Genomic DNA, 24,158 nt, shown 5'->3' with positions numbered 1-24,158 from the left:
TATGATGTTTTTTAAAGTTCAAAGTTCACCTTGTGTCGAAATGGTTTCAAACTCGCTGATGTCCACAATCATGTCCCAGGCATATCGGACAAACATTTTGCCGATCAGGTAACTGGTGTAAGGTTCCACAGGCCAGCCCATTGCCAGGCGGGCAACGGCTTCGGGGATGTTCTGGCCGCAACCGACAGCCAGGTAAATCCATGCCGGCATGCGTGGATTGATTTCGAGCAGGTGGTATTTACCTTCTTTGTCTTTCATCAGTTCGAGTTCGAAAGGGCCGCGCCATTGTGAGGCTTTCACAAAATGACGTGTGAGTTGCAGGGCCTCTTCGTCGGCTATCGAGATGCCGCCCCAGGCTTTGCCCTTGTCGGTGATATATTGTTTGCGCATGGGCACGGCTGCAAGGGTATTGCCCTGACCATCGCCCAGGCCGGTCACATTGTATTCGGTGCCGTGGATAAACTTCTGGATAATGATCGGCAGTCCCCATCTGGCAGAAATTTTATTGAAGGCCGACTTCACCTGTTCGAAGTTGTAGGCCAGGCTGGCGTCGTAATATTTGCCTTTGATCACCAGCGGCCAGTCGTATTCTTTGTCGAGGTTCTGGGCTTCGTTCAGGGTGTAAATCACTTTGGCAGGGGGAACATTGATCTGGTGTTGTTGTCCGAACTTGTAGAGGTTCACCTTCTGGCGTGCCTCAAACTGCCCGTTTTCAGGCAGAAATGTGTGAATGCCCATGCTCCGGAGTGTTCCCGAAAGGCGCATGAACGAAAACAACTCGGCATCGAAGTTGGGGATAATCACATTGAGTTTTTCTTGCTGATGGATATAGCTCAGGCGCTGCATGAGGGCTTCGGTGCCGGCCGAGGGGTAGGGAATCTGGTAGGTTTTGTCCACCAGATCGTGCATATATATGCCGGGTTCGAGCGACTCGTACGAGAGCCCGATGATGCGGCATTCGAAGCTTTGGGCTTCGCGTAAACCGCGTATTACAGCCACACCCGGACCGGGGCTGTCGATGGCATTGAGGCCCGATACCGCAATGGTGAGCCTGGGTTTATTCTTCGTCATAACTCAGAAGGTGATATTGCCGCATCATCTCGATAAAGTCCTGCAGATCGCGCTCTGCCTGAGTAGGTTCCACCTGAAACAGTTCACAGAGTTTTCCGGCAATGTGGGCATGTGGCGTGCCCCTGCGCATCATGTTCATGATTTCGAGTCCGGTGGGGTTCACGGTAAACGATTCGCCGGTGGCGGGATTGAAGATGAAACCGTTGTCGCTGATGGCTATGTTGCTTTTGATTTTCATCGCATCTCGATTTTGGTGCAATTTTAGATGAATTTGTTTGCCTGCCTTGTTTGTTAATTTATGTTTGAGGTTCAAAATTTTCGTTTTTGTCCAACAATTTCGCTTCCGACAGGCGGATCCCCATGCGGTTTTTTTCGGGCAGGCTGCGGTATTCGGTCACCGAGTAGCCGGTGATCTGGCGAAATTGTGTCGACAGGTACTGCACACTGCTGTAGCCCATCATATAGGCGATTTCGCTCAGGGTAATCTTCTCGTCCTGAAGCAGTTCCTTAACTTTTTCGATTTTCTGCATAATGATATACTTTTCCAGGGTGATGTGCTCGTGCCGCGAAAACAGGGTGGACAGGTATTGATAGCTGTGGTCGAAGCGGCTCACAATGAAATCGGAATTGCGTACCATGGCGTTGAAGGTGGTGTGCCAGACCAATTCCACCACTACCCTTTTGATTTCCTCCACAAGGGCTTTCTCGTGGTCTTCGATCACGCCAAAGCCAAGCTTGTCGAACAGCTGCAGGATGTCGGCTTCAGCCACCTTTTCCTCGTCCCAGCGCAGATGCACCTCGCCCAGACGGGCTTTTCTGATTTCCACGCCGAGCCTTTCCAGCTCCAGGCTCAAGAGCCTCAGGCAGCAGTCGCTGAGCATATTACCCAACAGGTAGCGCGATTGTCGGACGACAGGCATGGTTTTGGCTTGGTACAAAGTTAGTTTTTAGGATGTTGTGCTGCGAATATTGTTTTTCTGAACCTGTACCAAAGGATGGTTAATCCGTAGCTTGCGCCCGTCACCACTACAAACCACAGCAACAGTTGCAAAGGATATTGCGTTTGATACAGCCAGGTGGCCAGGTTGCCGATGATCAGCCACTGAAATACATAAAAGGCCGTGACCCGTTTTCCCGCGAAACAAAGCCATTGGGCGACAGGCCCATGCCCGAATGCCCGCAAAAACAGGGAAGCAAGCATGGTGGCAGTTGCTACGAAGATCAGGTTCCAGCCAACCACTGCGGCCGGATGGTGATACCACAAAGACAGATCGGTGGCCGCATTCCAGCCGGTGTCGGATGTGATTCCGAGGAACAGTAGTCCGCCAAGCGCCGCCAACGCCAGGTGGGTGTCGGTCAGCTTTATTGCGGACAGTTTATCATGGAACGAGGCCAGGCAAAATCCTGCCAGCGGGTAGGCTGCCCAGGGCACCACAGGAAAATAGCTCCAAGGGGCTTCGGAATGCACAAAGGCCATGAGGTATGTCATCAGGTCTTCGTTTTGGCCTGGCCAGGCCGGTAAGCTGGTAGCATAAAGTATGCCCGCAAACATCAGCACAGCTGCGAGTGGCGAAAATCTGCCTGCAGAGGTCGCCAGTGCGAGCAGAAGCAAACTCAGACCAGCCAGAAAAAGGATATCGACACCGAACAAAAAATGTAAGGGATTCTGCGGCCATTGGGAAAAGCTGATTTTTAGAAGCAGGTGGGCATTCAGGCCGATGTTGAGCAACAGGCCCCAAAGCAACAGCTTCATGCCACGCTGCAAAAAATATTTTGCGCTTCGCCTGCCCTGGGCAGCCACATAGCCCATCATCACCATAAACAGGGGTGCGGCAGCCGGCCCGCCCGCAAACAAACTGATCCTGCCAGCCAGACTTTCCTGCCAACCGGCTATGGCAAAAAGTTCGGTGAGATGCACCTGAATCATGGCTACCACTGCCACACCCTTCAGAAAATCAACGACCTGAATTCTTGAGCCATCATCTAACGAACTCGACATATCCATGCTTTTTGCAGATTTCTGAGGCTAAGTTATACGAAGACTTTTGTGATGTTTCAAAACCTGAAAATCTTATACCAGCCGGGCCAAATTCTGTTAACAGCCTTTCAGTAAAGGAACACTACCTTTGTCAGGAAAAATTTTGCTTACATGAAACATTTTATTCTTTGTGTTGCCTTTGCATTGCTACTTTCACCCGGCCTGAGATCACAAATCACTTCCGAGGCCAGCTACAACCACTCGGGTATCTACACCTTCCTGCCATCGGCCGGCAATAAGTTTTATGTCATGGATGTGACGCAAAGCCAATGCCGCATATACAATACCGACCACAGCCTCTGGAAGACGATCAATCTTTCAGTTCCGGCCAACAACTGGCTCTACGACATCAAGTATGTAACCGAGGGCTTGTTTACCAACGACAACAGCCTCTGCCTGGCCTACATTTACTATAATTATAACGAAACAGGGCAATACTACACCTACACTGCACGCGTGGTGCGCGAAAACGGCACCCAGCTTCTGAACATCCCCGGATGTCAGTATCTCCTTGTGCAATCACTGGCCAATGGGAGCACCAAGCTGCTCGCCTATGTGTTCGATTATTCGGTGTTTCCGTACACGGTGCAAACCAAGGTGTATCACCTGCCCGGAAGTTTGCTCACCGGAGGCCCGGAAATCCCCGATCTGCCGGGGATCGCACAAGCATTTCCCAATCCCGCGGGTCAATACCTGAATCTGCCCTGGGTGTTGCCCGAACAGCTCTCCAAAGCCAATCTCCACATCTGCGATGCAGGCGGACGGGTATTGAAAACAGTTGAACTCACCGGCAACAGCGGACAATTGCAGCTCAAACTTGCTGGTTGGCCAGGTGGACAATATTTTTACTACATCGAGAATGGATCCTACCGCACTGCCAGCGGTAGGTTTACCTTGGTTAAGCCCTGAGCGACAGGTCTTCGAGCGCAGCCTTGTTGAGTATGTTGATCTGCTTTGTATTAAGGGCAATCACTCCGTCATTTTCGAGTTCTTTCAGGATGCGCGTCACGCTTTCTTTGGTCATGTTCGACATTTCGCCCAGCTCGTTGCGGTTGATGGGCAACACAAACCTGTCGTTCCGGAAGACTTTGTCGGACAAATAAAGCAGCACATCGGCCAGCCTGCCGTGCATTTGTTTTTGGGTGAGGCTCACCATGCGCTCAAAGTTGTTCACGCTGTTGTAGTTGCAGTGCCTGATGATGCCCTCGGCAAAGTCGGGATTGGTGCGGATCACCTGCCTCAGGTTATCAATGGGAATAAAACAGGCAGTGGCCTCAGTGATTGCCGCAACGGAATAATGATACTTCGAATCGGTGAACAAGCCTGGCCCGCCAAACAAGCGCCAGGGCTGCAAAAGGTCGAGCAGCAGGTTCTTGTTTCCGAAACCTTCAATGTACAGCTTGGCCATTCCCCCGGTGAGCGAAACAAGGTGCGTGGCATGTGTGCCCTGCTTCACAATGGTTTCGCCTTTGTTGAACCTCAGCTCAAAACGTCCACTGTTCATCACCCGCAGCTCCTCCTGACTAAGCAGTTGAAACAGAGGCGATTTGTTGCTGCATTTTTCGCAATCAATGCATGTTTCGGATCGTCTTCTAAGCATGAGCCAGCCCTTTGCTCAACATAATTCTTGATGTAGCTCACAAAAATAAGTGATTTGTCAGCAAAATGGTAATTCATGACGGATATTCCTGAATTGAAGGGGGTCAAGGGTTCCCTATCACCAGTTTCGACATGGCCTGTTGGGTGGCATTGCTCAGGCGCAACAGGTACATTCCCGCCGGAAGCTGTCCGGCCGGAATGACCAACCTGCCGTTAGATAGGCTATACTGCCCGGTAAACCATAACCTGCCGTCTGATCCGACGATTTCCAGTCTCGACGGCCCAAAGCCCGGTGCTTCCACATAGATCAGGTTGTTTTGTGCAGGATTGGGGAAGATACGGAAATAATTTCCGGGCGTTGGAGACAAATTGCCCACCGCCTGATCGAGGCTGAACTGGCTGAGGAAGTTCCATATTTCGGCGCTGGCGCTGATGTCCATATTCACATTGCCAATGCCCATCAGTCCGTTGAAACCCGGCCAGGTGTGCCCTCCGTTGATCACTTTCTGGTGGCGCACCATAGTGTTTTGTGCACAAGGCGCCCAGCTGAGCTGCTGCACGGTGGAGCCCTCCGGCACCAGGTCGGGCAGGTCGATGATTTCCGGGTTTTCCGGACATTGGTTGAATGATGCCCAATAGGCCATGCCTTCGGCCACCGATTTGAATCCCGAGCTGCCATTGTAACCCACCAGCAAGTCGTTGGTGCCGTGGATATGCAGCACTGGCACAGCGCGTTGCGGTGCACAGCTGTTGAAAGTGTTGGAGGTCATGGTACCGGCCACCGATGCGATGGCAGCAATGCGGCCGGAGGCTTCGCAAGCCAGCCTGAAGCTCATAAATCCGCCATTGGAGAAGCCACAGGCATACACCCTCTGCTGGTCAACGCCGTACCATTGATCCAAAGTATCGGTGAGCGCCAGCAGAAAGCCCACATCATCGGCCCCCGAATTGCCGCTCTGGCCCACATTCCAGCTGGTGTTGATGCCATTGGGATAAACCACCATAAACCCATGTTGTGTGGCCAGATTATTGAACTGGCTGTAGTTCATCATCTGCGGTCCGTTTTGGGTGAAGCCATGCAAGGCCAGCAGCAGCGGCAGCTTTGCTCCCGCCGGAGCATCGGCCGGCCGGAATACGGTAAAAGTGCGGTTGATGCCGTTGTGGGGTATGCTGTGGTTGGTCTGACCCACGGCCATCAGGGTGCATATCCACAGGACTGCTGTGGTGGCTAAAGCAATTGGTTTCATGGATATGGTTTTTGCATTCAACTGATAAACAGATAAAAACATGAAAAGTTTACCAGACAGCATGGCCAAAGATAAGCTTTTTGCCGGGGTTGGGCATGGTTTTGTATCTTCGTTGCCGCCTAACAGATCGCATGCAAAAACTGATATTCCTGCTAAGCTTGCTTTGGCCGCTGAAAGCGGTGCAAGCAGGCATCCTGCCCCTCAGGTTAGAAACAGCGGCTGGGGTGTCGCAGCCGGTTATGGCTTATGCTTCGCCTAGCCTGAGCAAGGGATGTTTCACCCTGACGGGTTTACAGCTTACCGGCAATGCCACGCTCGGGCTGAAGGGCGCCTGGCACTGGGGTATGCGATTCGAGGCGCAGCTGCATCCGGTGGATGTGGCCAGACTGGGACACGAAAGGGTGATGGCCGATCCCTTTCTGTTGGATACCTACATCCGCAGCGAACCTTACAGGCACCTCGGCCTGCTCACCGGACCAACCTATCAGTTCGACAAAGGAAAGTGGTGGTTTGCCGAAGGTTCAGTCGTGGCCGGACTGATGCAGTCGAAAACCCCGCATCAGTTGCATAGGCCTACCTATTTCATGACAGGCCCGGAGTATTTCGAGATTTCTTCGGCCATTGATTATGGATTGGCATATGGAGCCGAAGTTTCTGCAGGCTGGAAAGCCACCCCATGTTATCATCTCAAACTTTCGGCCTCGTTTTTTCACACCGACATGGAATTCAGGTTCCGCACGGCATCGGGCATACGCACCGACAGCCGGAGCATCTCCACCCTCAACTTCAGGGCCGGGGTGGTGTTTCTTTTACCCCCTTTGTCAAAATAGACCCGGCTTTCACAAAATAAAACCACACGAAAAGTGTTTATACTGCACATGTTCAGCTGAAAAGCCTCAAAATCAATTCCAATGCGTAAGCTTTTACTCTTTTCGTTCGCAATATTCCTTTCAGGCACAACAGTGCTCATGGCCCAGGCGGTGGGCATTGGCCAATGGCGCACTCATCTGCCATATCAGCACGTGATTGATGTGGAGCTGGCCGGCAACAAAGTGTATGCCGCCACACCCAACGACCTTTTTGTGTACGACCGCACCGACAACAGTTTGCGCATCCTCAACAAAGTGAACGGCCTCAACGACATGGGAGTGAGCGCCATACGTTACAACCAGGAATACCAGACCCTTCTGGTTGCTTACCGCAATGCCAACATCGACCTGATCCGTCCCGACCGAATCGTCAACCTGAACGACATCAAGATTAAAGAACTGCTTGGCAACAAGACCATCAACAACGTCATCTTCAGGGGAAAACACGCCTGGCTGGCCTGTGGCTTCGGGATTGTCGTGGTGGATGTGCAGCGCAGCGAGGTGTTCGATACTTATCTTATCGGCCCGCAGGGTAGTTTCATCAATGTGCTTGATATTGAGTTCTTTAACAATACCGTGTTTGCAGCTACCGAGAGCGGGGTGTATTATGCCCCGCTCGACAGTCCCAATCTGGCCGATTTCAACCAGTGGAGCCGCGACAACCGGCTGCGTCACCCCACCCAGCGCTACAACCAGATAGAAGCATTTGCGGGTAAGCTCTACCTCAACCTGACCCGCAACCTCTTCGATGCCGACACCATGTTTGTGTTCGACGGCCAGAGCTGGGACTATTTTGAACGCAGCAACAACAGCCTGCACCCGCAGATGCGGGCATCGGGCGACAAATTTCTGCTTGTGAACAACTACAATGTGTTTGTTTACGACGGGCAGATGAATATGATCCAGTCGATCTATGCGACTGAGCAACTGTCGATCGAACCCAAAGCGGCTGTGGCCGACAACCAGGGCAACATCTGGGTTGGCGACAGGCGCAATGGTCTGCTGCGCACCTACAACAACGGTTTTTCGGCCGAAAAACTCCTGCCCAACGGCCCCGGAACCACCAGTGTGTACGAGCTGAAGGCCCGCGGACAGCAGGTGTGGGTAGCCTCGGGCGGCCGGCGCAACGACTGGGGCAAGATGTATATGCTCGATGGGGTGTTTGCCTTCGACGGCAGCCGGTGGCGCACTTACAACTTCAGCAACACCAGCGGTTTCGACAGCATATCCGACTTTGTCAGTGTGGCCATCGACCCCCGCAATCCCGCCAAAGCCTACATCGGCACCTGGCAGGAGGGTGTGATCGAGTTTACCAGTTTCGAAAAAACCGAGATCTATTCCACACACAACAGCTCACTCGGTGCGTGGCTGGCCGATCCCAGCCTGGTGAACGTGAGCGGACTCGACTTCGACAGCCAGGGCAACCTCTGGGTGGCCAACACCGGCGCCACAAACCTGCTCTCGGTGCGCAAAACAAATGGCGAATGGCGGTCGTATTTTCTGGGATCCAACGCCAGCGGCACCGATATCGGCAATATGATTGTGGATCGCAACAACTACAAATGGATCCTCAGGCGCAGCGATGGCAAGGTGATCGTTTTCAACGACAACAACACCCTCGACAACACCGCCGACGATCAGACGCGAATCCTCACAGGCTCGCCGGGTTCGGGCAACATTGTGGGCAACTCGGTCTTTTCGCTCATGGTTGACCACGACGGCGCCGTGTGGGTGGGCACCGACAAAGGACCGGTGGTGTTCTACAACACCTCACGCATCTTTCAGAGCGGGCAAAACTTCGACGGCATCCAGATTCTTGTGCCGCGCAACGACGGTACAGGCCAAGCCGACTACCTGCTGGGCAGCGAAAAAATTCTGAGCATGGCCGTGGATGGCGCCAACCGCAAATGGTTTGGCACCGAAAACGGAGCCTTCCTATTGTCGAAAGACGGGCTGGAACAGGTGCACTATTTCAACACCGAAAACAGCCCGCTGCTCTCCAACACCGTCAACAGCATTGCCATCACCGACGATGGCGAAGTGTTCTTTGGCACACCTGCCGGCATCATCTCCTATCGCGGCAGCGCCACCACCCCGCCCGACATCATCTCCGATGTGTATGCCTTTCCCAATCCTGTGAGGCCCGAATACACCGGCCCCATCGCCATCAAAGGCCTGGTGCGCGATGCCATCGTGAAAGTGACGGATATGAACGGCAACCTGGTGTTTCAAACCCGTTCGCTGGGCGGACAAGCCCTGTGGGACGGACGTAACCTTGGCGGACAAAACGTGCAACCCGGCATTTACCTCGTCTTTGTCAGCGACAACAGCGGTTACGACACCCTTGTCACCAAAATCATGCTGATGCGCAAACCATGAGCCACCAAAGCAGGGGCATTGTGCTGCAACAGTTGCGCTACAGCGATAGCAGCCTCATCGTCAGGATCTACAGCGAGCAGCACGGATTGCTGACCTTTATGGTCAAAGGAGCTTACAGCCGCCGTTCCCGATTCAGGCCTGCCTTGTTTCAGCCCCTCAACCTGGTGGATTTTGTGGCCAACGTCAACCCTGCCAAAGACTTTCAGTATTTTTCGGAAGTAGCTGTGACCTACCCCTACCACAGCATTCCTAACCTGCCCGACAAACGGACAATGGCGTTGTTTTTGGCCGAACTGCTCTCAAAAACCCTGATGGAACAAGGACCCAACCCGATGCTGTTCGGCTTTTTGCACAGCAGCCTGCAATGGTTCGACCTTCAAGATGCACACTATACCGATTTTCATCTTTATTTCATGCTCGAGCTCAGCCGTTTTCTGGGCTTCTATCCACGCCTGCAGGCCGAACCGGACTGGCAGGTATTCGACCTGCTCGATGGCAGCTTCCGCAGGCAACCGGCCGGACTCAATTACTACATCAATCGCGATGAAGCATTGCTGTTGCGCAAACTTGCCGAAACCAGCCTGCAGGATCTTCATAAACTGGACTTTAACCTGATCCAGCGCCGTCGTCTGCTCGAGATTCTGATCCTTTATTACCAGCTGCACCTGCCCGTGTTTCGTGGATTGCAGTCGCACGAAGTGCTCCGCACTGTTTTGGGATAGAAAAATGTGTAACTATCAGCACAACCAAAGCGACTGTGAAATGGTCTGATCAGACCATCTCAACCTGCCTTGTGAGCAAATCAATCAACCACACCACCTGAATTTAAGATAATGGGATGTTGATGGATCTTTTATTTGATAAGCTGTAGGCATAACACATCAAATTTAGGAATTCTTATTGAATTGCAAATTCAATAGTGTTCGGAGCGGCATTGCAAATGCCGCTTAGCCGGGGGGCTATATTACCACACGGTGCAATCGTGCGATAGCGGGCGAATTAAACCGGGCGGCGGTACAACCGCCGCCCGAAGCTGGGACTTTATATCTGAAAACAACAATCTATAATTGTGAAGACTTCTGCTTGGAATCATTTTCCGATACACTTTCTTTTTGGAATATCCTGCGCAAGATCATTATACCGCTCAGGAAAGTCATGCCAAATATAACAGACCATAAAACAACCATTAACGTAAGTTCATATCTAATTGATAAGCAGATGAATACGACATTTATTGGAAGTGATATAAATACCCCTGTAAGTCCTGTTTTCAAACCTATCAATGGTTGAGTTTTTCTTGTCATTATTTGTCATATTGATTTAACAATCAAATGATAAACTTATTAATCCAGGCGGCCAACCAAAACAGAACAGGCTGCATTCCTGAAAATGAGTCCGCCATTATCGTGCCTGCAATTGCGATCACACAATCTGGATATTTCACAATACACACCCTGGCCAGCTACATTTATTCTTTGATAAGCTTTGTGGTTTCGATGCTGCCATCAGCAAAGCGGGTACGCAGCAGGTAGAGGCCGTTCGGGAGCTTCGACAGCTCGTAAATCGCCCCATTGTTTAGCATTGACAGTTCAATTTTGCCCATCAGTTGCCCCTTTTGGTTGTAGAGCTCCATACTGCTGAGGCGCGAGGCATCGTTGACCACAATACGCGGGCTGCCACGGAAAGGATTGGGATAAACCTGCACACGGGCGTTTACCAGCGGGTTTTGGGGCAGAGCCACCACCACGTGTTGGTTTTCGATGGCACCCATATCAATGCGGCCACCGAAAATACGCGGATTGCCCAAAAGGTCGGTGGCGGGCAAGCCAAGCCCTGTGGTATCGGGTGTGCCGGTATTCACGCAGGGCGAGTTATCCAACAGCGACCAATCGGCCAAAGAGCCATCGTAGCCCAGCCCCGAGCCCAGGGTAGGATTCACAAACAGGGGCGGCCCGGCAATGTTGCCCTCGCCATAGTAATAAACAGGAGGGTCGGCAATGCAGGAATAGGAAAGGTTAACGAATTGGGAATTAACTGTCCAAACCTGAAAAGGTTCTCCAAAGCTTGATGTGTTGCCTTGAATAATATTATTGCGCATTATTAAATGCGGACTACTATAAAAAAATCCTGGAGTTCCTGGTACAGTGTACAGGTTGTTAACAACTGTATTGTTGACATACCTTGAGATGCCATATCCATGACCGTTCATCAAGCCAATGGACCGATTGTTTGCAATAAGGTTGTTAACCACCGAAACGTTATAGGCAGTTTCATACAATGCCCCACTTACACTCAAGTTGTTAAAAAATTTGTTGCTGATAATTGTTCCCAGAGTACCAAGACCAGCGTAAAATCCTCCACCACTTCCTGAACCCATTGGTCCCCAAAATGACCCTTGAACTTTCATCGCAATATTGGATTGAAACAGGTTGCCCTCTATCCAAAGATTGGAATACTCAGCGGCAACGCCCCCCCCGTAATCGTAGGTACTGTTTCGCCTGAAGATGTTATCGGTAAGTACAAACTTTTGCACGTTTTTTACATAAATAGCGCCTCCATAATAGTTGGCATGGTTTCTTTCGAACAGCGATTTTGAAATAACCAGGCTTTTGTAGCCATTGGCATACACAGCGCCACCTTTGTTATCCTCGCCTCCAAGAAACCAAAAAGCACCCGGAACAACAGCCTTGCCATATTTGAAGCTGCAATAGCTTAAGACTGAAGTATCGGTTTGGTTCTGCAGAAAGCGCAAACCACCCCATCCGCCACTCAGGGTGGTTGTGTCGGCAAACATAGTGGTGTCGCTCACGGTGAAAAGTATACTGTTTGCAGGCGTGCCAATGGCCATGAGTTTACCATAAACATCAATGCTGTAATTGCCTTGAAATTCGACTACAACCCCCGCCTGTATGCTTAAGGTAAGGCCTGCCGGCACAACCATGTTTTGGTGAATCTTAACCGTATCGGTCACCCAAACAGTGTCGGTTTGCAGGGTAAACTGCCCTTGACCATGCGCATTTGAAGCGCCCAGAGCAAGGATTAATAAAAATGTGTTAAAAAATTTTTTCATGTCAGATTATCAATGTATTTATAAAGATACTTCTTGTCTTGAGCACTACTACACCCTCCCCCAGCTACATTTATTCTTTGATAAGCTTTGTGGTTTCGATGCTGCCATCAGCAAAGCGGGTACGCAGCAGGTAGAGGCCGTTCGGGAGCTTCGAAAGTTCGTAAATCGCCCCATTGTTTAGCATTGACAGTTCGATTTTGCCCATCAGTTGCCCCTTTTGGTTGTAGAGCTCCATACTGCTGAGGCGCGAGGCATCGTTGACCACAATACGCGGGCTGCCACGGAAAGGATTGGGATAAACCTGCACACGGGCGTTTACCAGCGGGTTTTGGGGCAGAGCCACCACCACTTGTTGGTTTTCGATGGCACCCATATCAATGCGGCCGCCGAAAATACGCGGATTGCCCAACAGGTCGGTGGCGGGCAAGCCAAGCCCTGTGGTATCGGGTGTGCCGGCATTCACGCAGGGCGAGTTATCCAACAGCGACCAATCGGCCAAAGAGCCATCGTAGCCCAGCCCCGAGCCCAGGGTAGGATTCACAAACAGGGGCGGCCCGGCAATGTTGCCCTCGCCATAGTAATAAACAGGAGGGTCGGCAATGCAGGAATAGGAAAGAGAAGAGGTGTTGTTTTCCGGTGTAAATATTTGAACAGCTGGCCATCCGGGCACCATGAACTCATTACCCGAAACAATATTGTTTTTCATTGTTAAAAACGGACTGTAATAAAGAATACCTGAACCTCCCGGCGCTGTACTTTTGTTATTGACAATTGTATTATTAATCAGTTTTGATGTGCTTAGCGTATATCCGCCAATTACAATTCCGTATCCATGATTGTTGGCAATTAAATTGTTAATAATACGGATTTCAGGCGCCGTTTCATATACAACTCCATTCACGCTTTTATTATTAAAAAAATAGTTATTCAGTACATTACCTGTTGAGTTGTAATGAATATGAATTGCTGCTCCACTTCCTTTTCTGGAAGTGCCATACCAGGTTTCCCGCTCATTGTATGCAATATTTTGTGAAAAATAATTCCCCTCGATCAAAAAATGAGTTAAATTTAACGAAATTGCTCCTCCTTCATAAAGTGCTTCATTAGAAGTAAACTGATTGTTTCTGATTACTGTTTTCTGCACATTGCGGATAAATACAGCAGCTCCTGCGTATTTTGCTTTGTTATGCCGGAAAAAAGAGTGTTCAATAATTAGCGATCCATAATTAATCGCCTGAATAGCCCCTCCTTTGAGCATATCATTAGCTGGATTAATTCCTTCGGCATAAGCTTTACCGTAAAAAAAATGACAGTGGAAAAAATAAGATGTGTCAATGGGATTGTTAAGTAAGCGAATCCGCCCCCAACCACCTTTATTGTTTGTAGTGTCAGCAAATCCGGTGGTATCTGAAACGGTAAACACAATTGGCTGCCCTGATGCGCCCATGGCATGTATTTTACCGTTAACTACAATCTCATAATTACCTGTAAAAATTATTGTTGTTCCTGGATTTATGACCAAAGCAGTTCCAACTGGAACATAAATGTTTTCTGAAACCAGTATTGTATCACTTCTCCATATGATAGTTTTATTTTGCTGGTTATGGATATCTGATTTTGCAAAGATATCAACCGCTATGGATAGAACTATGAGAATGCCTATAAAGAATTTCATTGTGTTTAGTGTATTTTAATAGTTAAAGAAAAGGCTGCTATTAAAGTCAACATTGATCACAGCTTTACGCTTTGAGAATCTGTGCTTTCTCCTTGATACACTGTGATACAGCCTACTAAAAGGCAAGCGGAGTTTCGCAGCACACATAATAATGTCCTAAGTTCGACTTTTGAGACAGTTGGGAGCATACTAATCTAATTCAGGCATAACAATTGGAGTTCCATAAAATATTTGATAGAAATGATCATAGGAATTATCAGGCGGATTTAAGGGGTTAGTCCAAATAACAATGGTTCGGAAAGTTAAATTCTCTGGTCTCTCTCCTGAAGGATTTTGACCTGGTGTGTGGTAAATAATGTAGTGGCCTTCTCTTAAATAGTGAATCATATCTTGACTTAGGATGCATGGTGAAACAGGGCTGATTTGATGAAATATTCTACCAGGATATTGTTGGTGTGAAAGGGCTTCCGTAGAGTAATTATTTATCCAGCTATGCACTCCGCCATGAATGCCAACCCTTGGGTTGTTGAATCTTCGTTTGAGTTCCTGCCCAGCATCCGATTGCCACAAATACTGTCCATCGCAGCGGCCCAGCATATTGCCGTAATACCAGTTGTCGAGTTCTGTTAATGGCTCATAAAGGCTTAGTGGGTTTATGCCAATAGCTCCTGTGAGTTCTATTTCATAATCGTCGCTTTTGCTTTCACCTGGCTTAAGGTCGGCAATAATAAGGAATTTGTAACCTGAGGCTATGGCATCAAGTTCGTCCTGCAAATCTGACAGCATAAGATTGTATACTTCTGCAACCTGACTCAAACCGGCGAGACCATTGTCATTTAGGGTCAGTTTATACGTTTTGTGATAGGATTGTACATCGTCAAAGGTGGTATCGGTGCCCATCTGCACATTGAACAAAGCCTCGAGCAGCCAGAGCGCACTGTCGGGCTGCATGTATTGCTCACTTTTAATCCCGCTTTTGATGAGCTGATTAAAACTGTTAAGCTTCTGCCAAATGGCCATAGCCTCGGGGGTATATTGCTGGATTTGGCTTTGTTTTTCCTGAACCGGATGGTCTTTTTTGCACGATAGCGCAAGCACCATAACAATAAGCGTTGTTGGTATGAAAAGTTTTTTTATCATCTGAAATAATTGGTTAAAGTTCATAATTTATTTTGGATTCTCACCCTGTTGTTCAACTTTGAGTGGCTACGATATGGATGGCCCGGAGCTTGCATATCCAGGCCCACCTCAGTCGAACTTATTCTTTCCCAGCCAGAAGATATGCTTAGTGTTGCAAGATGGCACATATTGCGTACAAAACAGCTGTGTAAATGTGTTTTCATGACCATAACCTATGGTCTGACCCTGCTGCCCATGCAGCAAACGCTTGCTTTTTGCGGGGGGGGGCGGACAAACTGCCTGCTTCCGTTGCGGGATGCGGTTCACAAAGCAAAGAAGGCGTAGCCCTGTGCTGGGGGTATATTCTTTTATGCCACACGATACAATCGTGCGGTAGCGGGGGGTAGCTATGTGCCTTTTTGCTTCGGGCATTGTTCCTTTTTTACGCCTATTAGTACCACTCAATGCCAAAATCGCATCAAAAATTTTGGACTTTTTTTCGAAATTTTTTCAATATGCTGATAAACAGGTCAATACAACGGGTTTTTTACAGCAGCCAAAACGGATCCGGGCAGTACAGCAGGGGTCTGGGGGTGTTTTATTCGTTACTGCACGATTGCATCGTGGAGCAAACATCCTCCGCAACAAAATAATCTGTTGAAGAGAAAGTTTGATCAATGCCCAAATTCTATTAGTCATTCCTGTATTATTTGGCTGCCTCAAAACAATAGGCATACAGACCGGATAAAGCTATTACTTTGGCGGGTTTGCCGCCCGAAGCAGGTAAAACATAAATGCCATTGTAACTAAACATACCCCCTTTTTCACCCAAACGATCCACATTGATGCTCCAAAGCATTTTGCCTGTTGCCACTTCAATGGCATGCAAACGTCCGGTTGAGCCTCCTGCAAAATAGACTACCCCGTTTAAATAGCTTATAGGACTTGAAGTACCGGCCGATTGGGTTCTCCACAATTGTTCACCTGTTTGCGGATTCAGGCAATAGGTATAGGTATCCTCGCAATTGGCAATGATTTTATCCTCCTCAATGATAAAGCCTGAAAAAGCAAAGTCTCCTTGAAATTCCTTTTGCCAAAGTTTAACACCAGTGGCAATATCATGACATACAATACTATTGCTATAAGCCGCATAAATTCTGTTTTGATACACAATTGGCGGCGTATGAACACCTGAACTCTGCCTTGGTGGCCCCAATAGTTTTCTGTCCCAAACCCAATCATTGGTTTGAGTGTTGTAAAGACCATGAAAAATATTGGCAAACCAATTCGGCAAAGGCTCAAAATAGGTAACAACTATTAAACTGGGGTCGGATGTAAGGTTGGAATACAGCACCCCGCCCTTTGAATTATTACTATTTATGAAATCCCCTGACAAATTAGCCTCAAGAAATACATTGGTTTCACCATCTGTTATGTCAGTAATATGAGCTTTATAAACAACATAGTTACTGCTGTTTGTTGACTCAACTGTCGAAAAGAAATAATTATCCCTGTAAGGCTGAATTCTTACATCCCACCAATTTTCTCTTCGTATTTTCCAATGTGTAGAGCCATTGTTGAGGTTAACACAATAACTTCGGCTTCCCATCTGCCAGGTGAGTAAATGATCTTTTTGAAAGTAATAACTGATATCAATAAATCTGGCTGTTGATTGTGGAAAAACATGATCATCCCAATGCCAGATTATTTCGCCATTATCACTATTTAACATGGTCAGTCTTCTTCTTTCATTGCCATTAGTCGTGTGTACGACAATATTATTGTAGTGATAAATGGGATTTCGGGTGTAACTATTGTTAACAACAGTTGTGGCATGTCGATGCGTTTTCCATAAAATGGGTTTCGCTATAACAACCCCATTTTCATCGGTTTGCACATCAGGAGTTTTCTCCTTGCTGCACGAGGCAGCAAGGAGAAAACTTGAAATCAATAGTGTACATATTGTTTTCATTGTCGTACCGGGGTTTGAAACCAATCACTTGGTTGTCTATTAAAGATCTCATTAAACCTTTGGCGCATCGCATCATTGGGTTGCCCGTTTAGAGTACATTGGCTCATATTTCTTATTTCGAGGTGGTTAGCGCCATAAACGCGGTAAATGTTTTCGGCAGGAATATTGTTTAATACCTGGGTGTGTTTGGGCAACAAGCCATCGTTGGGTGTGTTCACACTTACAAAGCGTGTTCGAGGCACCCAGTCCCAGTAATAATACAAACATTCGTAGTATCCGCTTGGATCGGGCTCGCAAATGAGCTCGTACGACCAGTAGGTTACCAGCTGCGTTTCAGTACTTTTAATCAGACCGCACCATATGTTCTCGCTGTCATCAAACCAGTCGCGGCCTTTTTTCCATTGGGTTGATCGGTAGGTGTACAAAGCTGATAAAGGTAATAATAACGGATTATAGAGTGCACCTATTGCTGCTGCAATAGCTTTGGTTAGATTTACTCCATAGTAAGCATTGTAAACGTTTCTTGCGACACCAATTTTATCAACGAGCTCCAGATCATTGTTGTAGATCTCAGTGCTGAACATTCGCCAGTGTACCGGCGAGGTTTCTTCGGCCCATACCGAAATACGGGGAATACTCGAATTGTCGGTATGTGCCTTTAGCTGCTGAATGATTTGGCTTCCAACCTTTAGATCATTTATTGTAGTGGGTGAACCGGCTAAGCTCTGTATGTTTGCGTTGGCAGCAATGAAATTACAGACCGCATTAGTAGTTAAATTTGCATAGATTCCCCACGGCAGAATGAATAGTTCGGCTAATGGTCCGTCAGCCAGCTTGTTGCAAGCAACTGAAGCTGCAGATTGGACACTCCCATCAAGCACTGAATTTGCTATGGGAGCACCGTAATTTGGTGATGCAACTGTGATATATCCGCCAAACCTCTTGTTCGATCCAGATGTTATTCGATCCGCTTGTCGTAACATTAAACCACCCATACTGTGCCCGATGCCCAGATTGTTTGTGTCGTAAGGATTGCAAAAACTGTTTGTTGATGCTATTACCTGCACTGCGGCTGTATTTAATCCATTACTTGTGTTATACGTTTCGCGCAAACTGATTATATTTCTTTCCAGGGTGAATATTTGCTCGTAATGTGCCCATGAGCCTTCATCCCCTTCCAGCCCATGAATCCATGCGACATTTCGCTGGGCCTCTGCAATAAGAAAGCAAAAAAGAAATACAAATATCGCTGCTGATGATTTTATCGTAGTTTTCATTTTGCTGTATGATTAAATGTTTACACTAAACTCAAGGTTGTCAATTTTGATATAATTAATCAGCTTAACCACAGTGCCATTAACCAACTCTTCGTTTTGTTCGATTTTAATCGCATTCAGGGTTTCTCGTTCACCACGGTTATATCCATACACTACGCTTTGTATCAAAGTATTGCCCGAATCATAAATTCTTATACCAAGCAACCTGTTTTTGGTTTTATCAATCAAAATCACCGATGATCCCTCAGCTTGCGGGTCAAAACGATTAAAATAGGCCCGTAAAGTAACCAAATGATCGTTATGCTCAATTACCTCTATACCGTTTTCGGCTGCATTTTCGATGAATCTATTCAGGTTATCAATAAAGAAATGTCCCTGCATATTTGCCAGAATGCGATTAATATCAGATGAAGAATGTGTTCGGCGCAAAGCCTGAATGTGCTCAGCCATTTCGTTGAAAATGCCCGCAGGAAATGATTCCTGCGCGAGAATCCGGCCTTTTGCATCATAAAATAACACAGAGCTTCCGATTATTACGGTTTTTGATACCCTCGAGGTGGTGTTTTGTGGAGCATGATGCGGTAAATTGATTGTGTTTTCAAAAGCAATGTTTTCTAATGTTACGTTTATTTGACCACTGTTAAGCAGCGTCATTTCGATTCGTTGTTTTTCTTCGCTCGGATTCAAATAGGAAAGCTCCAATTCGGTGAGCGTAGAAAAATCAGCTTCATAATCCCGATATATGTATATATCGTATGAAAGGGTCAATATTTCATTTTCAGATTGTTTGTACCCCGCATGCTTATTTTCTGTGGTATCAGTCAGATAGCTTTTTTGACAACTTATGAACGAAATTGTCAGAATAAACGCAAACAAGATGATAGGTTTAGTTTTCATAAAATTTCCTTTTGGTGGTTTTGTGTTTTGTGAATTTATGCCTGTAAAAGTTCTGCCTCTTCTAAATTAGAAGCGGCCCACCTCAGTCGAACTTATTTTTTCCCAGCCAGAAGATATGCTTAGTGTTGCAAGATGGCACATATTGCCAACAAAAAAGCTGTGTAAAAGCGTTTTCATGACCATAGCCTATGGCCTGACCCTGCTGCCCATGCAGCAAATGCTTGCTTTTTGCGGGGGGGGGGGGGGGACAAACTGCCTGCTTTCGGTGCGGGGATGCGGTTCACAAAGCAAAGAAGGCTCGGCCTTGAACTGGGGGTATATTCTTTTATACCACACGATATAATCGTGCGGTAGCGGGAGACCAATATGTGCCTTTTTGCTGCGGGCATTGTTTCTTTTTTACATTTATTAGTACCACTCAATGCCAAAATCGCATCAAAAATTTTGGACTTTTTTTCAACATTTTTTCAATATACTGATAAACAGGTCAATACAACGGGTTTTTTACAGCAGCCAAAACGGATCCGGGCAGTACAGCAGGGGGTTGGGGGTGTTCTATTCGTTACCACACGGTGCAATCGTGCGTTAGCGGGGGGGGGGGTAATAAGGGGCAATGGCTTTTCAGCTCAACCGACAAAAAACATACATTTGTCTAAAATCATCTGTTATGCTTCGTATTGTACTTTTTTTAAGCGTGTTGATTTCCGGTTTGCCGGTTATTGCACAGAAAGCCATGCCCGAAGAGCGGCCTCCGTATGTGCTGGTAGTGCACGGGGGTGCCGGCACCATGGAATGGGAAAACATGTCGGACAATGCCCGTAAAGCCTACGAAACCGGCTTGCTCGAAGCATTGCAGGCAGGCGAGGCAGTGCTGAAATCGGGGGGCAGCAGCCTAGATGCCGTGGTAGCTGCCATTGTCAGGCTCGAGGATAATCCGTTGTTCAATGCCGGACGTGGCGCCGTGTACAACGAGGCCGGACAGATAGCCCACGATGCCAGCATCATGGAAGGCAAAGAAGGCAAAGCCGGAGCAGTGGGAATGATTGGCAACATCAAAAACCCCATCCTTGCAGCAAAAGCTGTGATGGACGATGGCCGCCATGTGTTTCTGGTGGGCAGCGGAGCTGAGCGTTTTGCCGCATCCAAAGGCGTGGACACCGTTTCGCCCGATTATTTTTACACCAAAGAACGCCATGATGCCTGGGAAAAAACCCGCCAAACCCGCCTCGAACGCGAGTTTCCGCTGCAACCCAAAGGTACTGTGGGCGCCGTTGCCCTCGACATGCAAGGCAACCTGGCCGCAGGCACTTCCACCGGGGGCATGCACTTTAAACGGGTGGGTCGCCTCGGCGATTCGCCTGTGATTGGCGCCGGCACCTGGGCCGACAACCACAGCTGCGCCGTGTCGGCCACCGGACATGGCGAATACTTTATCCGCAATGCCGTGGCCAGCGACATCAGCGCCCGCATGAAATACCTCGGCGAAAGCCTCGCGCAAGCTGCAAATGCCGTGGTGATGGATAAGCTTGCCGCCCTCGATGCCGGAGGCGGCATCATCGCCCTCGACCGCCAGGGCAATATCGCCATGCCTTTCAACACCCCGGGCATGTTCCGTGGTTACGTTATTGCCGGCCAACAAGCCTTTGTGGCCGTTTCAAGAGAAAAATAAACGCTCCGGCTGAACCCTTCAGGCATGCTTTTGTTATTTTTGCAACCTGGTTGCATTTAACACATCCTTGCATGTCAGAAGCACGCGACATTCTCCGCCGTCATGCGCTCCGGCGAACCAGTTGCCGCCAGGGCATCATCGAGCTGATGCTCAGCGAAGAAAGGGCCATGTCGGAGCACGAAATCCGCGAGAAACTCTCCTCCAGCTACGACCGCACAACCTTCTACCGCTCGTTCAAGACCCTCGAGGAGTCGGGTATCATCCACAAAATTGTACTCGACAGCCAAAAAGTGCGCTACGCCCTTGCAAGGGTGGAATATACCGGCAACCATGCCCATTTTCACTGCAACAGCTGCCAGAGCGTCCGTTGCCTTGGCGGAGCAGACTTGCCACCGGTGAAACTGCCCGAAGGATACACTGCCAGGGCAACCGAGATGATTATCCATGGCACCTGCGATGCATGCAATCAAACGAAGGTAAACTGAGGTGAAAAGCTACCGTGGCATAGCCTGGACGGCAATCGCGCTGTTTGTTTTTCCGATGCTCTGGCAAAGCCTGCACCGGCTTGACCACCTTATGGCCCGGCACGACTGCGGGAGCACATGTGCTTCAGCCAAACCGTCGGACGAAGCGCTGCACTTTGCGCCCTCCGGTCACTGTGCAGCGTGCGAATATGAGCTTGTCCTGCCCGGTCAGACTTCGGGCTCGCCTGATCTGGCTGTGCCGTTCACCTTCAGGTATATCTTTCAGGCTGAGAAAACCAGCCGGCTTTTCATTCCGGCTATCCCGGGACCGGCTCCACGCGCACCGCCTGTAAAAGCCTGATAATAAATATTGTATTGGATTACATCCGGATGAGATTGTCCGGACTTTCAGGCTTAATTCCTAAGTAAGTAAGGTTGAAAATAAAATTTTTTGCGTCAGCATTTCTGATGCTCCATGCGATGCTGTTGTGCGCACAGCCCGGCAGCCTGTGGGTGAGCGTCGAAGACACCTCGGGCGAAGTCTTGCCTGGAGCGGTAGTTTTGCTTTATCCCGGCAGGCACATGGCTTTGACCGATGCCAATGGTCTTGCGGTTATCGGCCCGGTTCCGGATGGACGATACCGTCTGGAGGTGAGTTATCTGGGATACGAAAAGCACAGCAGCGAGATTGATATTCCCCACAGGGGGGCGCTGAAGGTGGTGCTGCAAGCCCGGCTGATGAGTTTGCAGGAAGTGAAGGTGACGGCTTCGGCTGCGCGTTTGGGCAAGCCCGCGCTTATGCTGCCCTCCGAGGCTGTTGGTCAGGCTTTTGTGCGAAAGTTCTATGCAGGCAGCCTGGCTTCCACCCTCGAACGCCTGCCCGGCATGAACAGCATACGCATCGGCATGGGGCAATCCAAACCCATGATACGTGGCATGGCGTTCAACCGTGTGCTTGTGGTGACCGACGGGCTGCGTCACGAAGGTCAGCAATGGGGCGAGGAGCATGGGTTGGAAACCGATGCCCTGGGCGCTGGTCGGGTAGAGGTGATACGTGGCCCGTCGTCGGTGCGCTATGGTTCCGATGCCCTTGCCGGAGTGCTAAATATTGTTTCGGACGAGGGTCTGAAGCACGATGGCCACGCCGCCCGGCTTACACTGCATGCCGCCACTGTGAACAATACGCTGGGCGGACATATCTTATGGCAATACAAAAACAACCGCCAATCGGCCTATGCAGCCCTGGGCTGGTGGGATGCCGCCGACTACAAGGTGCCCGCCGACAGTGTGGATGTGTACAACTTCCGTCTTCCGCTGCGCGCCCGGCGTTTGCGCAATACCGCCGGCATGGAGCAGAGTTTCAGGGCAGGGTATGGTTTTGGACATGGCGCATGGCAGCATCAGACCAGGATGAGCCTGCTCCGCAGCCGTCAGGGTTTTTTTGCGCACGCCCACGGTATCGAACCACGTAATGTGGACACCCTGCTCCACGACCGCTCGCAACGCGATGTGCAGCAACCCTTGCACGAAGTTACCCACCTGAAGCTCACCCAGCAATCGCAACTGCAAACCCGGAGCGGAAGTCTGCACCTCACCCTCGGCTATCAGAAAAACCTGTTCGAGGAACGCAGCCCGTATGTCAACCATGGGTTCATGCCGCCCGTGCTGCCCGAGGCCATGCGAAAATATGCCCACACCGAAAGGATGTTCAATAAAGATGCCCTGGCTGTGGAGCTGCTTTGGGAGCAAACAACTCAATCGCTCAACTGGAAAACCGGACTTTCGGCTGAGGCCATCCGCAACCACATCGGTGGGTGGGCCTTTGTATTCCCCGAGTACCGTTCCGAAAAACTGGGCGTGTTTGGTATGATGGATTATCCGATTTCGCCTGGCCGGTTGTTTCAGGCTGGTGTGAGGCTCGATGCTGCCCGGATACGCATTGAAGAATACAGCGACTGGTTTGCCGCGCCGGATGGTCAGTATTTGCAGCGGGCCGAAAATCTCAGGTTCAGTCAGCCGAGCCTGAGCTGGTCGGCCGGATATAGCCGGCAGGCAGGACACTGGGCCATCAGCGGCAATGTGGGCAAGGGCTTCAGGCTGCCTACTGCGGCCGAGCTGGGAGCCAACGGAGTGAACTATCACCAGTTTCGCTTCGAGCAGGGCAACCCGGATCTGAAGCCCGAAGTGTCGTATCAGCTGGATGCGTCGGCCGAATGGAGAAGTAGCCGCATAGCGCTGGAAATCAGCCCTTTTTTGGCCTGGTCGCCCAATTACATCTACCTCAACCCCAGCTCGGAACACGACTACCTCTACGGAAACGGAAACCAGAAGTTCGAATATACCCAAAGCAATGTGTTCCGCGGCGGAGGGGAGTTTCACCTGCATTACGCCATCGCGGAGGCCTGGATGTTCGGGCTGATGTACGAAGCCCTGTTTGCCTATCAGCTATCGGGGCCTAAAAAGGGTTTTGGCCTGCCGCTCAGCCCGCCCCAATCGCTGCTCTTCAACCTCAACTGGTCGCCCGGACGCAAGCTGCCTTTCGAGCTGGCGGCCGACCTCAGGCTCACCTCGGCCCAAAACCGCATTGTTCCCCCGGAACAAACCACACCTGCATGGTATGTGGTCAACCTGCGTGCGAATGCCACCATTGCATTCGGCCGTCAAAACCTCGAGCTGAGCCTGCAACTCAACAACCTCACCAACAATGTGTATCTGAACCATCTGAGCTATTACCGCCGCATCAACCTGCCCGAAGCCGGACGCAACCTGATAGCGGTAATTAAAATCCCGATTCTTGAGAAAAATTAGTAAC

Annotated in this window: 20 protein-coding genes; 8 read left to right on the top strand and 12 right to left on the bottom strand. The window is 49.5% G+C overall.

Annotated features, from left to right (window positions below; all coding sequences use genetic code 11):
• Positions 1–18 precede the first annotated feature (18 nt).
• The 4 genes from IPM52_09790 to IPM52_09775 are packed head-to-tail and all read right to left on the bottom strand — an operon-like array spanning position 19 to position 3,070.
• Positions 19–1,071, bottom strand: a complete 1,053-nt coding sequence (locus IPM52_09790) for an ATP-grasp domain-containing protein (protein MBK9291903.1) — start codon at positions 1,069–1,071, stop codon at positions 19–21.
• A complete protein-coding gene (locus IPM52_09785) occupies positions 1,058–1,309 on the bottom strand; it encodes a PqqD family protein (GenBank protein MBK9291902.1) in 252 nt (83 codons plus the stop codon). Before IPM52_09785 ends, IPM52_09790 begins: the two co-directional genes overlap by 14 nt.
• Positions 1,310–1,367: 58 nt before the next feature.
• Complete coding sequence (locus tag IPM52_09780) at positions 1,368–1,991, bottom strand: helix-turn-helix transcriptional regulator (protein MBK9291901.1); 624 nt, start codon at positions 1,989–1,991, stop codon at positions 1,368–1,370.
• A 20-nt stretch (positions 1,992–2,011) separates the two neighbouring features.
• The gene (locus IPM52_09775) at positions 2,012–3,070 is read right to left on the bottom strand and encodes a DUF1624 domain-containing protein (protein MBK9291900.1); all 1,059 of its coding nucleotides are present in this window, start codon (positions 3,068–3,070) and stop codon (positions 2,012–2,014) included.
• 150 nt (positions 3,071–3,220) lie between these two features.
• Here IPM52_09775 and IPM52_09770 point away from each other — a divergent pair, with 150 nt between their 5' ends.
• Positions 3,221–4,018: a hypothetical protein gene (locus tag IPM52_09770; GenBank protein ID MBK9291899.1), complete on the top strand. Its 798-nt coding sequence runs from the start codon at positions 3,221–3,223 to the stop codon at positions 4,016–4,018.
• On the opposite strand, the gene IPM52_09765 is transcribed toward IPM52_09770, so the two are convergent.
• Together IPM52_09765 and IPM52_09760 are read right to left on the bottom strand one after the other, a co-directional pair.
• A complete protein-coding gene (locus IPM52_09765; protein ID MBK9291898.1) occupies positions 4,008–4,709 on the bottom strand; it encodes a Crp/Fnr family transcriptional regulator in 702 nt (233 codons plus the stop codon). The genes IPM52_09770 and IPM52_09765 overlap by 11 nt on opposite strands.
• A gap of 103 nt (positions 4,710–4,812) precedes the next feature.
• Positions 4,813–5,955, bottom strand: coding sequence for a T9SS type A sorting domain-containing protein (locus tag IPM52_09760; protein ID MBK9291897.1), 1,143 nt, complete (start codon positions 5,953–5,955; stop codon positions 4,813–4,815).
• 131 nt (positions 5,956–6,086) lie between these two features.
• Between IPM52_09760 and IPM52_09755 the strand changes: the two genes are divergently transcribed.
• The 3 genes from IPM52_09755 to recO all read left to right on the top strand — a co-directional run bounded on the left by IPM52_09755 (position 6,087) and on the right by recO (position 9,925).
• Complete coding sequence (locus IPM52_09755; protein MBK9291896.1) at positions 6,087–6,785, top strand: hypothetical protein; 699 nt, start codon at positions 6,087–6,089, stop codon at positions 6,783–6,785.
• 81 nt (positions 6,786–6,866) lie between these two features.
• On the top strand, positions 6,867–9,203 hold the full coding sequence (locus IPM52_09750; protein ID MBK9291895.1) for a hypothetical protein: 2,337 nt from the start codon (positions 6,867–6,869) through the stop codon (positions 9,201–9,203).
• Entirely contained in the window at positions 9,200–9,925 is a 726-nt protein-coding gene (recO, locus tag IPM52_09745) for a DNA repair protein RecO (protein ID MBK9291894.1), read from the top strand. Before IPM52_09750 ends, recO begins: the two co-directional genes overlap by 4 nt.
• Before the next feature lie 746 nt (positions 9,926–10,671).
• On the opposite strand, the gene IPM52_09740 is transcribed toward recO, so the two are convergent.
• The 6 genes from IPM52_09740 to IPM52_09715 form a co-directional block, all read right to left on the bottom strand.
• A complete protein-coding gene (locus tag IPM52_09740) occupies positions 10,672–12,273 on the bottom strand; it encodes a T9SS type A sorting domain-containing protein (GenBank protein MBK9291893.1) in 1,602 nt (533 codons plus the stop codon).
• 70 nt (positions 12,274–12,343) lie between these two features.
• Positions 12,344–13,948 (bottom strand): right-handed parallel beta-helix repeat-containing protein, encoded by a 1,605-nt coding sequence (locus IPM52_09735; protein ID MBK9291892.1) that lies wholly within the window; start codon positions 13,946–13,948, stop codon positions 12,344–12,346.
• A gap of 189 nt (positions 13,949–14,137) precedes the next feature.
• Positions 14,138–15,112 carry a hypothetical protein gene (locus tag IPM52_09730; GenBank protein ID MBK9291891.1) on the bottom strand — a complete coding sequence of 325 codons (975 nt, stop codon included), beginning with the start codon at positions 15,110–15,112 and terminating at the stop codon, positions 14,138–14,140.
• A 661-nt stretch (positions 15,113–15,773) separates the two neighbouring features.
• Positions 15,774–17,039 carry a PQQ-binding-like beta-propeller repeat protein gene (locus IPM52_09725; protein MBK9291890.1) on the bottom strand — a complete coding sequence of 422 codons (1,266 nt, stop codon included), beginning with the start codon at positions 17,037–17,039 and terminating at the stop codon, positions 15,774–15,776.
• Complete coding sequence (locus IPM52_09720; GenBank protein ID MBK9291889.1) at positions 17,036–18,316, bottom strand: hypothetical protein; 1,281 nt, start codon at positions 18,314–18,316, stop codon at positions 17,036–17,038. Before IPM52_09720 ends, IPM52_09725 begins: the two co-directional genes overlap by 4 nt.
• A gap of 12 nt (positions 18,317–18,328) precedes the next feature.
• Positions 18,329–19,213 (bottom strand): hypothetical protein, encoded by an 885-nt coding sequence (locus IPM52_09715; protein ID MBK9291888.1) that lies wholly within the window; start codon positions 19,211–19,213, stop codon positions 18,329–18,331.
• Between the two features lie 667 nt (positions 19,214–19,880).
• On the opposite strand from IPM52_09715, the gene IPM52_09710 reads away from it, so the two are divergent.
• The 4 genes from IPM52_09710 (at position 19,881) to IPM52_09695 (ending at position 24,154) form a co-directional block, all read left to right on the top strand.
• Entirely contained in the window at positions 19,881–20,882 is a 1,002-nt protein-coding gene (locus tag IPM52_09710; GenBank protein ID MBK9291887.1) for an isoaspartyl peptidase/L-asparaginase, read from the top strand.
• A 71-nt stretch (positions 20,883–20,953) separates the two neighbouring features.
• Positions 20,954–21,367, top strand: a complete 414-nt coding sequence (locus IPM52_09705) for a transcriptional repressor (GenBank protein ID MBK9291886.1) — start codon at positions 20,954–20,956, stop codon at positions 21,365–21,367.
• Position 21,368: 1 nt separating this feature from the next.
• A complete protein-coding gene (locus IPM52_09700) occupies positions 21,369–21,707 on the top strand; it encodes a hypothetical protein (protein ID MBK9291885.1) in 339 nt (112 codons plus the stop codon).
• Between the two features lie 74 nt (positions 21,708–21,781).
• A complete protein-coding gene (locus IPM52_09695; protein ID MBK9291884.1) occupies positions 21,782–24,154 on the top strand; it encodes a TonB-dependent receptor in 2,373 nt (790 codons plus the stop codon).
• Positions 24,155–24,158: the final 4 nt, after the last annotated feature.

The organism is Bacteroidota bacterium, assembly GCA_016715945.1.
Lineage (GTDB): Bacteria > Bacteroidota > Bacteroidia > Bacteroidales > F082 > JALNZU01.
This window is presented reverse-complemented; position numbering and strand designations above follow the sequence as displayed.

Excerpts from the sequence above, each read along its gene's own strand:
- IPM52_09790 (MBK9291903.1), bottom strand. The coding sequence starts at position 1,071 with ATGACGAAGAATAAACCCAGGCTCACCATTGCGGTATCGGGCCTCAAT.
- IPM52_09785 (MBK9291902.1), bottom strand. The coding sequence starts at position 1,309 with ATGAAAATCAAAAGCAACATAGCCATCAGCGACAACGGTTTCATCTTC.
- IPM52_09780 (MBK9291901.1), bottom strand. The coding sequence starts at position 1,991 with ATGCCTGTCGTCCGACAATCGCGCTACCTGTTGGGTAATATGCTCAGC.
- IPM52_09775 (MBK9291900.1), bottom strand. The coding sequence starts at position 3,070 with ATGTCGAGTTCGTTAGATGATGGCTCAAGAATTCAGGTCGTTGATTTT.
- IPM52_09770 (MBK9291899.1), top strand. The coding sequence starts at position 3,221 with ATGAAACATTTTATTCTTTGTGTTGCCTTTGCATTGCTACTTTCACCC.
- IPM52_09765 (MBK9291898.1), bottom strand. The coding sequence starts at position 4,709 with ATGCTTAGAAGACGATCCGAAACATGCATTGATTGCGAAAAATGCAGC.
- IPM52_09760 (MBK9291897.1), bottom strand. The coding sequence starts at position 5,955 with ATGAAACCAATTGCTTTAGCCACCACAGCAGTCCTGTGGATATGCACC.
- IPM52_09755 (MBK9291896.1), top strand. The coding sequence starts at position 6,087 with ATGCAAAAACTGATATTCCTGCTAAGCTTGCTTTGGCCGCTGAAAGCG.
- IPM52_09750 (MBK9291895.1), top strand. The coding sequence starts at position 6,867 with ATGCGTAAGCTTTTACTCTTTTCGTTCGCAATATTCCTTTCAGGCACA.
- recO (MBK9291894.1), top strand. The coding sequence starts at position 9,200 with ATGAGCCACCAAAGCAGGGGCATTGTGCTGCAACAGTTGCGCTACAGC.
- IPM52_09740 (MBK9291893.1), bottom strand. The coding sequence starts at position 12,273 with ATGAAAAAATTTTTTAACACATTTTTATTAATCCTTGCTCTGGGCGCT.
- IPM52_09735 (MBK9291892.1), bottom strand. The coding sequence starts at position 13,948 with ATGAAATTCTTTATAGGCATTCTCATAGTTCTATCCATAGCGGTTGAT.
- IPM52_09730 (MBK9291891.1), bottom strand. The coding sequence starts at position 15,112 with ATGAACTTTAACCAATTATTTCAGATGATAAAAAAACTTTTCATACCA.
- IPM52_09725 (MBK9291890.1), bottom strand. The coding sequence starts at position 17,039 with ATGAAAACAATATGTACACTATTGATTTCAAGTTTTCTCCTTGCTGCC.
- IPM52_09720 (MBK9291889.1), bottom strand. The coding sequence starts at position 18,316 with ATGAAAACTACGATAAAATCATCAGCAGCGATATTTGTATTTCTTTTT.
- IPM52_09715 (MBK9291888.1), bottom strand. The coding sequence starts at position 19,213 with ATGAAAACTAAACCTATCATCTTGTTTGCGTTTATTCTGACAATTTCG.
- IPM52_09710 (MBK9291887.1), top strand. The coding sequence starts at position 19,881 with ATGCTTCGTATTGTACTTTTTTTAAGCGTGTTGATTTCCGGTTTGCCG.
- IPM52_09705 (MBK9291886.1), top strand. The coding sequence starts at position 20,954 with ATGTCAGAAGCACGCGACATTCTCCGCCGTCATGCGCTCCGGCGAACC.